Genomic DNA, 14,714 nt, shown 5'->3' with positions numbered 1-14,714 from the left:
TTCATGAGGAATGCCTTGGCGCATGCCGGCAAAAGCGGGCGGCGGGTGGTCTCGGCCTTCATGGCCACGGCCTTCGCGCAGGACACGCCGGAAGCGGCCCGGCAGCAGTGGCGGCAGGTGGCCGACCAACTCCGCCCGAAGCTGCCGAAGCTCGCCGCCCTGATGGACGAGAGCGAGGCGGATGTTCTGGCCTACATGAGTTTCCCGGCGCCGCACCGGACCAAGTTGCACTCGACCAATCCGCTCGAGCGGCTCAACGGCGAGATCAAGCGCCGCACCGAAGTGGTGGGCATCTTTCCCAAAGAGGCCGCGATCACGCGGCTCGTCGGGGCAATCCTCCTGGAGCAGAACGACGAATGGGCCGTGCAGCGGGCCCGCTACATGACCCTGAAAACCATCACCGCAATGAGCCACGATGGATTCATCAGCGTGCCCGCCGGGGCACCCTGACCAGCCCGGCCATGCAGGACATCGTGGTGACCCAACCGGAGTTACACCACACTACGGGACACAATCCGCTATGAACGGAATGGACGATCCATGTGGGCCGCCCATTCGCGTTCCAGATGCCTGTTGGCAAAGCGGGATTCATCGCGCGACGGAGAGCTGTCGGAAGAACTCGCCTGAAGAACGCTGGAGCCAAGGCATGCGCGCGCGCCAATCCAGACGCCATTAGATTCGAAGGGGCATACCGCCAAACAACGGCGGAAGGGGTATCAGGGCGGGAGCAGGGAGGACCCACACGAGGCATTGCGGCCGGGCATCCCGCATGGCCTCGCTGATTGGGGTGATGCAAATAGACCTGTTCACGAGCGCCCTGATTCCCGCGCATCCAGCACATCGTCATGCATCGATCGCCCACTCCCCGGGCGCTGCTTGCTTGATGTCCTCGTTCGCGAGGCGCTGAGGAAGAACCGCTGAACGACCTGGGCCGGCGTGTCAGATACGCCCGGGCCGCCGTTTGTGCGGCCCTGCGAGTGTCTGTCATCGGCGTCAGCGCACCCGCGGCGAAGGAATCTTCGCCGACATCTGGTCACGCCGAATCCCTGCACCGTGGCCTTGCATCGTGAGTTCCTCCGGTTGCGGCCCGAGCCCGACCAGCTCACCGGCGACCACGCCCATCCACCACGGACCGTTCTCAGGGCTCAGTCTCCTGACATCCTGGGGATCGAGGCCGACCATGGACGCAACAAGACTCAGCGTGAGGATGAGTGGCTGCAACGGTTGACATAGCAGGAATCAACCCGAAGTCGATGCCAAGTGAAAGGGGTGAATGATCGCTTACAGTCCAAGGTGCTCCGAGTCTGCTTACCAACCGCCGGAGATCCTGATCGAATCAGACCCGAGATGAATCCATCGGAGGCGATGGCCGGACACTCGACTTAGCGGATTTCGGACTTGTTCGCTCCCACGCATCACGCGTCAACGCCCAACCGACCTCCGACCAGCCTCGTGCGCCCATCCAGGCCGGCCCGTTTCGGCGCGCGACGATCTCCGCTCCAAACCAGCGGGCGAGCTTCTCTACCCGCGTGTTGCCGCTCGCGGTGCTGCCGATGATGGTGCCAGGCCGATCTCGTGGAAGCCGTGCTCGATCAGCGCGCTTGCAGCCTCGGTGGCCAAGCGATAGCGACCCCAAGTGTCGGGCGCGAGCTCGAGGCCCAGAACCGCTGTTCCCTCCAGTTGTCCGGCTTGGCGGAGACCGGCGACGCCGCACAGCCGCCCCAGTGGCTGATCGAAGATGCCGACCTGGTAGTTTTGGCGTGGTTGGTCCTGCTGCCAGGAGATGAAAAGATCGAAGTGATCGTGAACCCGGCTCCCGTCGGCTTTGTCAAGGTCGCAGAGGCGCAGGTAGCGTGGGTCCCTCTGGTACGCGACGAAGGCCGCCCTGTCGCTCTCGACGAGATCACGCAGAAGGAAACGAGACGTGGTCAGGCGCATGGCCCTCCCTATCTCTCAACCCACGGCATGCGCCAGTCCAATCGCCCATCTCACCGCCAGCGAAAGCGAGTGCAAGTGCATATGACATCGAGGTCCTTCTCCGACTTCGACAGCCGGGCTCACGACATGCCGGAGCCATGCGACGGAGGCCCTGCGCCGCACGGGCGACGTGCAGGCGTATTCCGGCGGCGCCCGACCGGCCGATGAAACCTCTCGGCTCCTCGTTTCTTGCGCTCGTGCTTCTCGCGGCAACGATGCTGCCCGCGGGTCCGGCGCGGGGACAGACCATGTCGGATCTCGATGGTGTTCGCCGACAGATCCTCGCGGAAATGGCCGGCAATACCGTTCCGGATCTCGCGGTGGCAGCGGTCAAGGACGGCCGCACCCTCTTCGTCGAAGCTTACAGCAGCGGAGGAGCAGACAGAATCTCGACGCTGACGCCGTTCCGGATCGCCTCTCTTTCGAAGGTGTTTACGGCGGTAGCGGTCCTGCAACTCGTCGAGCAGGGGCGCATTGAGCTGGATGCTCCGGTGCGCACTTATCTGCCGGCATTCACCACGGCGGACTCGGCCGGCGCCGCACGGATCACGGTGCGCCAACTCATGAACCAGACGAGCGGGCTCGCCGACCTTGGCTTTCCCGAGATGCGCCTCGCACAGCCGCACACGCTCGCCGAGCGCGTCGAGACGCTCAGGGATGCGCGGCCGGTCGCGCCACCCGGTCGCGAATTCCACTACTTCAATCCCAACTACGCTATCCTTGCGCGTCTGGTCGAGGTCGTGAGCGGGAGGGACTATGACGCATATCTGACACAGCATGTTCTCGCGCCGCTTGGGATGACGCGGACCTTCGCCGCCGCGACCGGATCGGAGATGGAACGACACGCGCCAGACCTCGCTCAAGGTCATGTAGAACTATTTGGCTTCGCACTGCCGTGGAGTGAGGGACAGGGCTTCCTCGGCGGCAGCGGCGGTGTGATCTCGACCGCGGAGGACATGGCGCGTTGGCTGGCCATGCTCGCCAACCGCGGCGAACTCGATGGAGTTCGGGTTCTCTCACCCGAAAGCATTCAGCGGATGGAGACGCCACCTCGGAGCAGCGCCTACGGCACGGGCTGGTTGCGCACCACTGTCGAAGGCCGGCCGGCCCTCTTCCACAACGGGATCCTGTCGACGGTCTATACCGAGGCGACGCTCTTTCCCGAAGAGCGCAGCGGCATCGTGCTGCTCGCCAACGTGAACAGCGTGCCACACGCATTGCTTGCGTTCCCGCGCCTTCGGGGCGTCCTGTTGAGAGCGGCCACGGCTGCATCGTCCGCAACCGACGGGTTCACGGTCAGGGCGTTCGGGCTCGGCACCGCGGCGGCGACTGTGCTGATGACCGCTGCATGCCTGTTTGATTTCAGTCGCACCCGGTCATGGGTATCGTGGGCGCAGAGAGCGGCCCGCTGGAAGGTCGGATCGAGCCTTGGCCTCCGGCTGGTTCCGCTCGCAGTCCTGATCACGCTCCCGCAGATCATCCAGGTGACGACCGGCCGCGCCTTCAGCCTTCGCGCGACCGCCCTCGCGATGCTCGATATAGCCGTTCCGCTTGCGATAGTCGGAAGCATTCTCGGAGCGGGCGCCCTTCTGAGGGCGCTGCGCCTGTCGATCAGGGCGCGAGAACTTCAGTGAATGGAAGCAGCCGGCGAACGAATTCGACGGGGAATCCACGACGGTCTCGGTTGGTCCGCGAGCATCCGTCATCGGCAGCATCCCCGGGCCTGTTGGACGTTCGTAGGAACCGTATCGCCGCGGCACTTGATCCCAACAATCAGTCAGGCTGAGATCGGAACCGGCGCCGTAGCGCTCCGCGCGTGGAGATAGTCAGTTGAGCAAGCTCGTCAGGGCCGCCCTCGGCATCGGTCTCTGGTGGCAAATGTGCACTCCCGGCTTTGCCGCCGATCTCGGGACTTGGAGAGAGCTCACGGCTCAAGAGGAGGCCATCCGGATCGCCGGTATCCCTCCGGCATCGATCGCTCCCTCGGTGATTGAGGGCGACTTCAACGGCGATGGCATCGTCGATCGTGCCATGATTGCAATTCGCACGACGGATCAGGTTCGCGGATTGATTGCCATCATGAATGACCACGTCCACGTTATCGTCGGCGACCCCGGGGCGGTTGCGGACCGAGACGGTCTCGGCCTTGCTCTGCCTGGACGATGGAATCCTGTCTGCGGCAACGCTCTTCGCAAATTCCATGAGTGTGATGCCCGTCAGCCAACAGCGATCGATTTGACGATCACCGGGATCCTGTTCATTGGCGAAAATGCGACCGTCCTCTACTACTGGGACGAGAAAAGTGCTGGCTTTCGAAGCGCCGTGATGGTCGACTGACGTGCCATTGCTTCGGTTGATGTTTCTTTCTCAGTCTATGGCCGTCGGGCGTGACCGCCACCACGCTCAAGATCTCCCTCCGCTTGCTCACACGCTGCAGCACCGGCGTCAGCCCGCTCCACGCCCAGGCCGTTCCCGGCCGCGGATCCGAAAGCTGTGGCTGGTCTTGTTCCAGAGGAGCAGCATGCGCTGCTCGCGTCGCGCCTTCCTTGAGCGCCACTCAGCCGCGCTTCGGCCAGACCACAATCACAAGTTCGTCGCGCTCTTTGGCCTGCATGGCGGGGCGCTGGACTGTGAAGCCGTGTGCCTTGAGGGGCCGCTCCAGATGGAGAATCCTCCGGACGACATGGAGACGGGCAATGTGATGCTCCCCGCGCTCCGGTGAGCACCGAACGCAACTCCAGTCCTCTAATGCTGCTGGAGCGCCCGGCTTTGCTCATCAAGCGTTCTCGGCGAGCAGAATACTTCAAACTTGACAGGTCGGGGGATATCGAAGAGTATTTAGCTGAGCAAAGTAGCTCGTGTGCCTAACTACTGCGTTCGCGCCACCCGTAAGTTCTAGTTCCGGCAAAGGAGCCCGCACCACCCGGTGACGGGCTATTATTGTTTGGAGTGACCATGGTGGGCAAAGTCCGCATCGGTCTGCTCTTCTCGACGACGGGTCCTTATGAGGCGATCGGTCGATCGATGCAGAACGGCGCACGCCTTGCCGTCGAGGAAATCGCATCGGACCCTCGGTTCGATTTCCAGTTTGAGGCAATCCCGTTCGATCCAGGCGGGCGTGTCGAGGAATACGCCCAAGGCGCCCAACATTTGCTGGCCAGTGAGCGTGTCACTCACGTCATTGGTTGTTATACCTCGTCCAGCCGGAAGGAGGTCCTTCCCTGTTTCGAGAAGTACGACGGGGTGCTCTGGTATCCTTCGCATTACGAAGGCTTCGAGAGCAGCGACAACGTCATCTATACCGGCGCCTCTCCCAACCAGCACATCGTTCCGCTTGCCAGTTATCTGCTCCGCACGCACGGGAAGAGCGCATTTTGCGTCGGCTCAAATTACGTCTGGGCCTGGGAAAACAACCGTATCCTGCGAGAGGCAGTACATGGGAAGGGCGGCAAGGTTCTTGCCGAACGCTACTTCCGGGTAGGCGAGGTGGATTTCGCTCCCGTAATTCGCCAGATCATCGACCTTCGCCCGAGCTACATCTTCAATACTCTCATCGGGATATCATCCTACGCGTTCTTCCGGGAGCTGCATCGGGCAACGCAGGACCGCGGCATTGACCAGCCCAGGATGCTTCCGGTGGCAAGCTGCTCTCTCTCCGAACCGGAACTCCTGGAGATCGGCCCTGAAGCATGCAGCGGGCACGTGAGCTCGAGCGTCTATTTCGAGAGCATAGACAGCGAACGAAACAACAGCTTCGTCCGCCTCTACCGTACGAAGTTCCCGGACGCTGGCCCCACTTCGGCCGATGCCGAGGCCTCCTACATCGCCGTGCATCTTTTGGCGCGTGCCATCCGGCATGCAGGATCGCCTGACATGAGATCAGTTCTTGCGGCGCTGCCCTCCATCGCCATGGAGGCACCACAGGGAAAGGTTCAGATCGATCCCGAGAACCGCCACTGCTACCTGACCCCTCGCATCGGCATCTCGAATGCTAATGGCGGGTTCGACATCATCTACGAGGCCCCTCACCCAATTCGTCCCGATCCGTACCTGGTCTGGCAGGACCTCGCACGCCATGAGGCGCCCCAACTGAGGATAGTTTCGTGACGGCACGCGTCATCAAGAACTTCCGAGGCATGCGGGTTACGGTCCTCCACGCGCCGGATCGCAACCGGCAGGTCATCCTCGAGACACTGTCGAAGCTTGGTCTCGCTGCGACCGTGATCGACCCCCAAGTCGAACCCGTCAATGCAGACAGCATCGCCCAATCGGCCGATATCCTGTTCTTCGATGCAGATGCCCCTGATTGCTCCTTTGCGCTCGGGTCAGGCAGCGAGATGCCAATTCCGACCGTCGCGGTCCTTGGTCTCGAGACGCCAAGCCGACTGGAAAGGACACTGCATCTCCAGCCCTCGGCCTTGTTGCACAAGCCAGTGCGGGCAACGGGCATCTACACTGCGGTTTTCTTCGCGGCCAACCAGCACTTTCGGCACCACGCGCTCAGGACTCGGCTCGCCGAACTGGAGGCACGCCACGGCTCCCGCCGTTTCGTCATCAAGGCCATCGTGGAACTCATCGAGCAATACGGCGTCGACGACGAACAGGCATACAAGATCCTGAGGCGGGAAAGCATGCAGCGCCGCCTCACGGTGGAAGAGTTCGCCACAAGACTTCTTGCGGCCGATCCACGGGCCCTGATCAGCAAGACGCGGCGGGCTTAGCAGCATGACAACGGAGGATAATGTCATGACGGATGAGACGACCAGGAACGCAAATCCCTCTCCGGCGCCCCAGGAGGCCGCATCGAGCGGTCATGGAACCGATCGGCGGACCTTGCTGAAGGGGGCTGCGGCCATAGGCGGTCTCGCGACCGGGTTCACGGGGCCGACGTACCTGCGGGATTTCAACTTCACCCAAGCGGCCCGCGCGCAGGGGAGCGGCCCGGTCAAGGTCGGCTTCATCGAGGATGAATCCGGCAATCTCGCCGTCTACGGCCTCCAGAAACTCCATGCGGCCCAGCTCGCCGTCAAGGAGATCAATGAGGGCAAGACCCTGAAAGGCGCGCCCAACATCGGCGCGGGGTTCCTCGGCAGTGCAGGCGACATCGCCGGCAAGCCTCCCGTCATCAGCAAGGAGGGGGTCAATCTCGACGTCGTTGGTGATCAGGGCGAAAAGCATCAGTCCGGGCTGCTTTACGAGGAGGTACCGGACATCCTCGTGGACTCCAAGGACAAAGGGATTCTCGGACGGGAAGTCAGCCTGGTGTCGGCCGACGGCCAGAGCAACAATACAGTCTGGCAGCAGCTCGCCCGCCGCCTGATCCAGCAGGACAAGATCGACGTTCTCGTCGCCGGTTTTGCAAGCGCCGAACGCGAGGCGATCCGCCCGATCGTCGACCAGACCCGTCAGCTCTACTTCTACACGAACCAGTATGAAGGTGGCGTTGCGGATGCGAACACCTTCTGCACCGGCCCCGTATGCGAGCAGCAGGTGATCCCGACCGTTCAGTACATGGTCGAGAAATTCGGTCCACGCTGCTACACGATCGCAGCCGACTACAACTTCGGGCAACTGACGGCGGCCTGGACAAAGGCCTTCATTCCGCTCGTCGGCGGGAAAATCATCGGCGAGGAGTTCATCCCGCTGTCGGTCTCGGAGTTCAGTCAGGTCATTCAGAGAATCCAAGCCGCCAAACCCGATTGGGTGATGACACTTCTCGTCGGGTCGAACCACCACAACTACTATCCGCAAGCGGCCGCGGCAGGCCTCAAGTTCCCGATGGCTTCAACCGTCAACATGGCGCAGGGCTACGAGCACAAGCGCTTCCCGCCTCCCTCCCTGGCCAATATGCACAATGCCATCCAATACCAGATGGAGGTGCCAACCGCCCGGAACCGTGCCTTCGTGAAGCGGTGGATGGAGATGTTCCCCCAGGACCAGTACATCGGGGAGATGGCGCAGAACACGTATTTTACCATCCACCTCTACGCGAAGGCGGCGCGTCTTGCCGGGACAACCGATCAGGCGACTGTCAAGAAGGCCCTCGAACTCGGATGGAATATCGAGGCACCGGAAGGATCCGTCTTCCTCGAGCCCGGCACTCACCACTGCGCCCATCCGATACGCCTCGCCGTCTGCGACCAGAACCACAACGTCAGCTTCGTGCGTGACTGGCCCATGATCGAGGCGTGGTGGCTTCAGCGGCTCGGTGTGAACCTGATCCGGACCCCGGAATACAAGCAGTACACCCCGGCGGAGGACCCCTACTTCACGATGTTCGGCAAGGCCTGAAGCTTTCCGCCGCGCGGCCGCCTGGTTTCTCCCGGGCGGCCGCGCCCGCAAGCGTGAGGATTTCCCGGGTCTGGTCCATGGATAGTTTGGCTGTTGTCTTCAGCGTTCTCTATCAGCTCGCGACGAATGCATCGTTCCTCTTGCTCGCCGGGCTGGGACTCATCGTGATCCTCGGCATGATGAACATCATCAATCTCGCGCACGGGGAATTGATGATGCTCGGAGCCTATACGACCACTATCCTGTATCATCGAGGAATTCCCTTCCCGATCGCGGTGGTCGCGGCCTTCTTTGCCGTTGCACTCGTGGGGGCCTTGCTCGAACGCCTCGTAGTCCGTCGGTTCTATGGCGAAAGGCTCGGGGCACTCGTCGTGACATGGGGCATCAGCCTGGTCCTTTCCCAAGGCACGCTCATGCTGCTCGGCCCGTTCATGCCTTCGATTCCGATCCCCGGCGGCTCCGTTTCCGTTGGTCAGTATTCCTTCTCCGATTACTGGTTGATACTGATCGCGGTTACCGCGCTGCTGCTCGTCGCGTTGGGGTTGCTCTACAACCGGACGAACTTCGGCCTCCATGCGCGGGCGACGATGCAGAAGCCCGAGATCGCTCGCGCGCTCGGGGTCGATACGGATCGGATCTATCTCCTGACCTTCAGTCTCGGCGCGGGTCTGGCGGGCCTCAGTGGTGCGCTCCTGGCCCCGACGGTCTCCATTGCGCCGTTCATGGGTCAGCAGTTCGTGGCCCCGGCCTTCATCACCGTCGTCGTGGGAGGCGCGACCAACGTCATCGCGGGCGCCTTGGGTGCAAGCACCCTGCTATCCTTCGTCAAGACCCCGGTCGGTTTCTGGTTCGGAGCATTCCTCGGCAACGTTGCCTTGCTTTTCGCCGCGTTGGTGATCATCCGGCTCATGCCCGACGGGATATCGGCAACCTTCCAACGCTGGCAGGACCGGCGTTCACGACTGGCGTGAACCATGCGTCGAGCCATCGCTACCCTCACGGGGACGAATGATATCGGCCATTCGCCGACTTTCTGGGCGGGCTTCCTGCTGGTTCTCGTCGGACTTGCAGCCTATCCAGCCATGGCCAGCGAGTTCGAGGCGAGCAACGTCGCCTACTATCTCCTGAACATCCCGATTGCCCTCGGCCTTTGCCTTCTATGGGGATATGGCGGCGTCCTCAGCTTCGGACAGGTCGCCTATTTCGGGATTGCCGCCTACGTTTACGGCATCATCGCCGGAAACATGACCGGGAACTCGTGGGGTCCCCTGATCGGCTCGATCGGAGGACTGGCCGCCAGCGCCGCCGTCGCAGGCATCTTCGGCTACTTTGTCTTTTACGCCCGCGTGCAGGGCTGGATCGTGCCGATCCTCACGCTCGTGCTCACCTTGCTGCTCGAGACCTTTCTCGGTCAGACGGCGGGCTACCAATGGCGCGTCGGCCAGGTCCAACTTGGCGGCTACAACGGCATGACGGGAATCCCGCCCTTCCAGATCGGCAATCTCATCTTCTTCGGATATTCCTTCTACTATTACGTCCTCGTCGTGGTGATCCTGTCATACCTCGCTTGCAGGATGCTCGTGAATGCAAAGGCCGGAAAGGTTCTCCTTGCGATCCGGGAGGATCCGCTACGGACCGAGTTGCTCGGCTACGACATTCGGGCCCGCCAGTGGTCGATCTTCGTCCTCGCCAGCGTCCTGGCTGGGTTGAGCGGCATACTTTATGTCCAGTGGGGCAACTACATCACGCCGACGCAGGTGGGTCTCGCGCAGGCTTCCCTTCCGATCATCTGGGTAGCCGTCGGCGGACGTGACAGCCTGCTGGCCTGCGCGATCAGCACGTATGCGCTGAACTGGCTGACCTATACCCTCTCGTCCGCCGGGTACCAGTCGGCGCTCGTGATCATCGGATTCCTTCTCATCATCGTGATGATGTTCTTTCCGCGGGGCATCATCGTGACGATCGCCCGGGCGGCCATTTGGAGGCGCGAGGGAAAAGGAGGTATCGACGATGTCCGATACGATCCTCGCCACTGAAAGGCTCGTGAAGCGGTTCGGCGGTGTTACTGCCGCCGATAATGTGAGCGTGTCCCTGAGGCGCGGCGAGCTGCGTTGTCTCATCGGGCCGAACGGGGCCGGAAAGTCGACGCTGTTCGCGCTCCTCTGCGGCATCTATCTGCCGGACTCCGGATCGGTGCGGCTCAACGGAAACGACGTGACATCGCTCCAGGCGTTCCAACGCGTGAGACGCGGCCTGGGCCTCACCTTCCAGACAAACCGCACATACCACGCCCTCTCGGTTCGCCAGAACCTCGAGACCGCCCTCGGTGCGCCGAGGAACGACCGTCCTGAGGGCGCCAAGTCACGTTACCAATATGCCCTCGAGCGCTTCGGCCTCGACAGGGATCTGGACAGGCCGGCGCGGGAGCTGCCGCATCACCGACTGCAATGGCTCGAGATCGCGATGGCGCTGGCCAGCGGTCCGGACATCCTCCTCCTGGATGAACCGACTGCCGGAATGTCGCCTGACGAAACGCTCCAAACCGCACGCGTACTGAAGCACCTGAACCGCGAAGGCCTCACCATCGTCGTCGTGGAGCACGACATCGCATTCGTTCGTGAAGCCGCCCAGGTGGTAACGGTCCTCCACCAGGGCCGGATCTTCGCGGAAGGATCCGTCACCGAGATTACCGAGCATCAGGACGTGCGCCGCATCTACCTGGGCAGGGCTTGATCGATGGGACCAATCCTATCCACCAGCGGACTTCGCTCAGGATATGGCACCGGGGACGTGTTGCAGAACGTTTCGATCGAGGTGAACCCGGGCGAAATTGTCGGCGTGCTTGGTCGGAACGGCATGGGCAAGAGCACCCTGATGCGCACCGCCATCGGCCTGCTTCGAGCCCGTGCCGGCAAAGTCGTGTTCGAGGGAGAGGATATAACCCGGGAGAGCGCGGACCTGCGGGCGCGTCGCGGCATCGGCTACGTCCCTCAAGGCCGGGAGATCTTTCCGCATCTCACGGTGCTCGAGAACTTGCAAATAGGTCGTCTCGTCAATGCGGGACGCGGTCGGTACGCATTGGACGAGGTGTACCAATGGTTCCCGTTCCTTCGGGAAAGGGAGCGCCAGCGAGGCGGCACGCTGTCCGGAGGACAGCAGGAGATGCTTGCGATCGCACGGGCGCTCGTGAACGGCCCGAGCCTTCTCCTGCTGGACGAGCCCAGCGATGGCGTGCAGCCGAGTATCGTCCAGGAAATCGGCGCATTCATCGTTGATCTCGTGGCACGCAAGGCGATCGCAGTGCTGCTCGTGGAACAGAATATCGATTTGATCCAGACCGCGGTGCACCGGGCCTACGTGCTCGAGAAGGGGAGTGTCGTGGCCAACCTGGAGAGCGACGACATTCGTGACACCGAGAGACTGACCGAGTTCCTTTCGGTCTGAACAGGGAGCGGAACATGAACTGGATTGAAAACTCTTACATGGCCAGGAAAGGCAAGGCTCGCGGCAAGGCGGGCGAGACCCATCAGCTTACCGTGGAGAAGCAAGGCAAGTACCACTACGTCTATGGTCCTTATGCTGAACCCGTTCTCAGGATTCAGCCCGGGGACATTGTCGTTGCCGAGACACAGGATGCCTTCGAGGGAGCGATCAAGACCGAGGCCGACTCTCCCTCGGAGCTCCTGCACATGCCATTCCTCAACCCACAATGCGGCCCCATCGAAGTCGAGGGCGCCGAGAAGGGGGATGTCCTGTGCGTTCACATCCATTCCATCAAGCCGAGGGGGACACAGCCCGTCGGAACGACGGCCTTGATCACCGAATTCGGCGGACTTGTCGGCACCACCAACACCGCCCTGCTGAACAAGCCGCTCCCCGAGAAGGTCAAGAAGATGGAGGTGACCGAGGCCGGGGTGAAATTCAGCGACAGGATCACCCTGCCCTATGAGCCGTTCATAGGCACCCTTGGGGTATCGCCCGAGATCGAGGCCGTGAGTTCCTTGCAACCGGATTACTGGGGAGGAAACATGGACCTTCCCGACGTCGCCCCCGGCGCGATCGCCTACTTCCCGGTACATCACAAAGGCGCCTATCTCTATCTGGGCGACTGCCACGCGAGACAGGGAGATGGGGAGTTGTGCGGCGTGGCGGTGGAGATTCCGTCGACAACGACGGTCCAGGTCGATCTCATCAAGGGATGGTCGATCACCTGGCCCCGTCTCGAGAACGAGGACTTCATCATGGCTATCGGTAGTTCGCGGCCGATGGAGGATGCTGCTCGCATCGCTTACCGCGAACTCCTGCGCTGGCTGTGCGCCGACTACGGCTTCGATGAGGTGGAAGCCTACTTCCTGCTGACGCAGGCTGGCCGCGTTCGCCTCGGCAACATGGTGGACCCCAAATACACATTGGGCGCCTCCATTCGGAAGCAGTACTTGGCGTGACCTCAGCGCTCGAGAGGACGCAAGTCATTGCAAGCTCCGTTCGGACGCAGCTTCCGTGTTCCGAACGGAGTTTTCCAGATGCGGTGACAAGTGCCAAGAACGGCGTCTCTGGTGATCTTACATATACGATGGGTCTGCGGTCACATCGACGGTCAGCCAGACCTGCGGCCACGCGGCATCCAGGCGGGCCGCCACTTCCCGACGGATGTTGTCGACCGCCCCGACGGTCTCCACGCGATAGTCGGGGGCGACCAGGATGTGGATCTCGACGAAACGCCCGCGGCCGATCTGGGCGACATGGCTCGAGTAGCCCAGAAAGCCGCGCTCCTTGACCAAGGCGTCCATGACCGACCGGACCTGCCGGTCGAGCTCCTCCGGAGCGACCTCCAGCACGTCCCGGATGGCGGCCCGCAGGGTCCTCAGCGGAACCGGCAGCATCGCGAGCGCGATGCAGAGCAGCACCGCCGGGTCGACGTAAGGGACCCAATGGTCATGAGCCGATCCCGTGAGGGCCACCGCGATGGCGTAGCCCAGCAGCAGGGCGAGGCTCAGGAAGCCGCTCAGGAGCCAAGCGCGTGCGTCGACGTCCAGAAGGATCGAATTCTGGAGGCGTGCCATTCGGTGCATGTATGCCGCCATCGCGAAGCCCGTGACGCCCATGAGGCCGGCCCAGAGCAGGCCATGCCCATATGCCACCTGGTGGCCGTCGCTCATCAATCCCTGCACTCCGTTGATGACGGCGTAGACGCATGCGGTGACCAGGAGCGCGCTTTCGCCGACGGCCACCAACGGCTCGAGATGCCAGTAGCCATACTGGAAGCGACGGCTCGGCTCCTGCACGAGCAGCTTCGATACGGCGAGAGAGGCGAAGGTCAGGAGCACGTCGACGAAGCTGTACATGCCGTCGAACATGATGGCACGCGAGCCGGTCATCAGGCCGCCCAGGATGCCCACCGCCCCGGACAGCAGGGTCACCGCGATGGACAGCTTCAGCGCGCGTTGCTCTGCCGTCGATTGCACCCCGGGCCTCTTGTCTGGGCGGCGATCTCCCCGCCCCGGCTCTCAGCGCGCCGGCCGGTGGGCCTGGCGCGTGTGCCAGATCATACTGGTGCAAGGTCACGACGCCGTAAAGGACGAAGCCGAAGAACGTCACCATCGCGCCCCAGCAGACTGCTTGCTGCCCTGCGCTGTCTGAAAGGCCCGCCTGTGGCGCCGATCCACTACGTTCGCGGCCAGGAGTGGCGCTGCGCGTCGCCCCTATTCCCAGCGATCCTGGTAGGAGAAGATCGGCAGCCTCCAGCCGCGCCAGATGGCCAGCAGGCGCAACGTCAGGCCACCCGTGAAGCTGATTGCGGTATTGACGTCGATGTCGACCCCGAGTGCTTCCAGGCCGAGGAAGACAGCACAGACGGCAAGCGAGACGCTCGCGTAGAGTTCACGCTGGAACACCACCGGCACCTGGGTGCACAACACGTCACGCAAGATGCCGCCGCAGATGCCGGTGATCATGCCGGCCATGATGACGACGATGGTGGGGTAGTCCATCGTCAGCGCGATGCTGCAACCAATGAGCGAGAACGCGATCAGGCCCATGGCATCGAGCACCAGGAAGACGCGCTTCAGATTGTGCATGAAGGACGCGATCACCGGGGTCATCAGCCCGGCGGAGATCACCAGGTAGACGTATTCCGGGTGCTGGGTCCAGCCGATGGGAAAGCGACCGAGGGTCAGGTCCCGGATGGTGCCGCCACCCAGCGCCGTGACGAAGGCGATGACGGCGACACCGAAGATGTCCATGTTGCGCCGCCCGGCCGCGAGCGCGCCGGACATCGCCTCGGCCGTGATGGCGACCAGGTAGATGACGAACAGAACGGTTTCCGAGGGCAGGAACGAGTCCACGGGAGAGGCTCCGGAGAGAGTCAGGACACGCTGTGTTGCGGATCCCGATGGGCCTCTCCCTGTGTTCCATTGGCTGAGAGACGGGGGCATGTGGCGGCCGGG

15 protein-coding genes are annotated in these 14,714 nt (G+C 62.6%); 12 read left to right on the top strand and 3 right to left on the bottom strand.

The window, feature by feature from the left end; genetic code table 11:
• Window positions 1-450, top strand: a 450-nt coding sequence (locus BN1233_RS13010; protein ID WP_046864028.1) for an IS256 family transposase, incomplete at its 5' end; no start/stop codon positions are given.
• A gap of 1,071 nt (window positions 451-1,521) precedes the next feature.
• Here the strand turns inward: BN1233_RS13010 and BN1233_RS13005 are convergent.
• The gene (locus tag BN1233_RS13005) at window positions 1,522-1,938 is read right to left on the bottom strand and encodes a GNAT family N-acetyltransferase (RefSeq protein ID WP_048709113.1); all 417 of its coding nucleotides are present in this window, start codon (window positions 1,936-1,938) and stop codon (window positions 1,522-1,524) included.
• A 203-nt stretch (window positions 1,939-2,141) separates the two neighbouring features.
• Between BN1233_RS13005 and BN1233_RS13000 the strand changes: the two genes are divergently transcribed.
• The 11 genes from BN1233_RS13000 to BN1233_RS12950 all read left to right on the top strand — a co-directional run bounded on the left by BN1233_RS13000 (window position 2,142) and on the right by BN1233_RS12950 (window position 12,713).
• Window positions 2,142-3,611, top strand: a complete 1,470-nt coding sequence (locus tag BN1233_RS13000) for a serine hydrolase domain-containing protein (protein WP_048709111.1) — start codon at window positions 2,142-2,144, stop codon at window positions 3,609-3,611.
• 196 nt (window positions 3,612-3,807) lie between these two features.
• Entirely contained in the window at window positions 3,808-4,314 is a 507-nt protein-coding gene (locus BN1233_RS12995; protein WP_046864027.1) for a hypothetical protein, read from the top strand.
• A 184-nt stretch (window positions 4,315-4,498) separates the two neighbouring features.
• On the top strand, window positions 4,499-4,699 hold the full coding sequence (locus BN1233_RS12990; RefSeq protein ID WP_046864026.1) for a hypothetical protein: 201 nt from the start codon (window positions 4,499-4,501) through the stop codon (window positions 4,697-4,699).
• 233 nt (window positions 4,700-4,932) lie between these two features.
• Window positions 4,933-6,084: a transporter substrate-binding domain-containing protein gene (locus BN1233_RS12985; RefSeq protein WP_046864025.1), complete on the top strand. Its 1,152-nt coding sequence runs from the start codon at window positions 4,933-4,935 to the stop codon at window positions 6,082-6,084.
• The gene (locus BN1233_RS12980; RefSeq protein WP_046864024.1) at window positions 6,081-6,698 is read left to right on the top strand and encodes an ANTAR domain-containing response regulator; all 618 of its coding nucleotides are present in this window, start codon (window positions 6,081-6,083) and stop codon (window positions 6,696-6,698) included. Before BN1233_RS12985 ends, BN1233_RS12980 begins: the two co-directional genes overlap by 4 nt.
• 25 nt (window positions 6,699-6,723) lie before the next feature.
• Window positions 6,724-8,268 carry an ABC transporter substrate-binding protein gene (locus BN1233_RS12975; protein WP_052763786.1) on the top strand — a complete coding sequence of 515 codons (1,545 nt, stop codon included), beginning with the start codon at window positions 6,724-6,726 and terminating at the stop codon, window positions 8,266-8,268.
• A gap of 77 nt (window positions 8,269-8,345) precedes the next feature.
• Entirely contained in the window at window positions 8,346-9,239 is an 894-nt protein-coding gene (locus tag BN1233_RS12970; RefSeq protein WP_046864023.1) for an ABC transporter permease subunit, read from the top strand.
• Between the two features lie 3 nt (window positions 9,240-9,242).
• Window positions 9,243-10,304, top strand: coding sequence for a branched-chain amino acid ABC transporter permease (locus BN1233_RS12965; RefSeq protein WP_046864022.1), 1,062 nt, complete (start codon window positions 9,243-9,245; stop codon window positions 10,302-10,304).
• Window positions 10,279-11,001, top strand: a complete 723-nt coding sequence (locus BN1233_RS12960) for an ABC transporter ATP-binding protein (RefSeq protein ID WP_046864021.1) — start codon at window positions 10,279-10,281, stop codon at window positions 10,999-11,001. The genes BN1233_RS12965 and BN1233_RS12960 overlap by 26 nt, the downstream gene beginning before the upstream one ends.
• 57 nt (window positions 11,002-11,058) lie before the next feature.
• A complete protein-coding gene (locus tag BN1233_RS12955; protein WP_342341646.1) occupies window positions 11,059-11,712 on the top strand; it encodes an ABC transporter ATP-binding protein in 654 nt (217 codons plus the stop codon).
• A gap of 14 nt (window positions 11,713-11,726) precedes the next feature.
• Window positions 11,727-12,713: an acetamidase/formamidase family protein gene (locus BN1233_RS12950; RefSeq protein WP_046864020.1), complete on the top strand. Its 987-nt coding sequence runs from the start codon at window positions 11,727-11,729 to the stop codon at window positions 12,711-12,713.
• Window positions 12,714-12,830: 117 nt separating this feature from the next.
• Here the strand turns inward: BN1233_RS12950 and BN1233_RS12945 are convergent, their stop codons facing one another.
• Window positions 12,831-13,733 carry a cation diffusion facilitator family transporter gene (locus BN1233_RS12945; RefSeq protein ID WP_046864019.1) on the bottom strand — a complete coding sequence of 301 codons (903 nt, stop codon included), beginning with the start codon at window positions 13,731-13,733 and terminating at the stop codon, window positions 12,831-12,833.
• A gap of 237 nt (window positions 13,734-13,970) precedes the next feature.
• Entirely contained in the window at window positions 13,971-14,612 is a 642-nt protein-coding gene (locus BN1233_RS12940; protein ID WP_244889828.1) for a trimeric intracellular cation channel family protein, read from the bottom strand.
• Between the last annotated feature and the right edge of the window lie 102 nt (window positions 14,613-14,714).

Source organism: Microvirga massiliensis, from assembly GCF_001006805.1.
GTDB lineage: Bacteria > Pseudomonadota > Alphaproteobacteria > Rhizobiales > Beijerinckiaceae > Microvirga > Microvirga massiliensis.
Note: the sequence above shows the minus strand (reverse complement) of the source record. Positions and strands in the feature narration are given on the sequence as shown.

Excerpts from the sequence above, each read along its gene's own strand:
- BN1233_RS12970 (WP_046864023.1), top strand. The coding sequence starts at position 8,346 with ATGGATAGTTTGGCTGTTGTCTTCAGCGTTCTCTATCAGCTCGCGACG.
- BN1233_RS12975 (WP_052763786.1), top strand. The coding sequence starts at position 6,724 with ATGACGGATGAGACGACCAGGAACGCAAATCCCTCTCCGGCGCCCCAG.
- BN1233_RS12985 (WP_046864025.1), top strand. The coding sequence starts at position 4,933 with ATGGTGGGCAAAGTCCGCATCGGTCTGCTCTTCTCGACGACGGGTCCT.
- BN1233_RS12960 (WP_046864021.1), top strand. The coding sequence starts at position 10,279 with ATGTCCGATACGATCCTCGCCACTGAAAGGCTCGTGAAGCGGTTCGGC.
- BN1233_RS12950 (WP_046864020.1), top strand. The coding sequence starts at position 11,727 with ATGAACTGGATTGAAAACTCTTACATGGCCAGGAAAGGCAAGGCTCGC.
- BN1233_RS13005 (WP_048709113.1), bottom strand. The coding sequence starts at position 1,938 with ATGCGCCTGACCACGTCTCGTTTCCTTCTGCGTGATCTCGTCGAGAGC.
- BN1233_RS12965 (WP_046864022.1), top strand. The coding sequence starts at position 9,243 with ATGCGTCGAGCCATCGCTACCCTCACGGGGACGAATGATATCGGCCAT.
- BN1233_RS12990 (WP_046864026.1), top strand. The coding sequence starts at position 4,499 with ATGCGCTGCTCGCGTCGCGCCTTCCTTGAGCGCCACTCAGCCGCGCTT.
- BN1233_RS13000 (WP_048709111.1), top strand. The coding sequence starts at position 2,142 with ATGAAACCTCTCGGCTCCTCGTTTCTTGCGCTCGTGCTTCTCGCGGCA.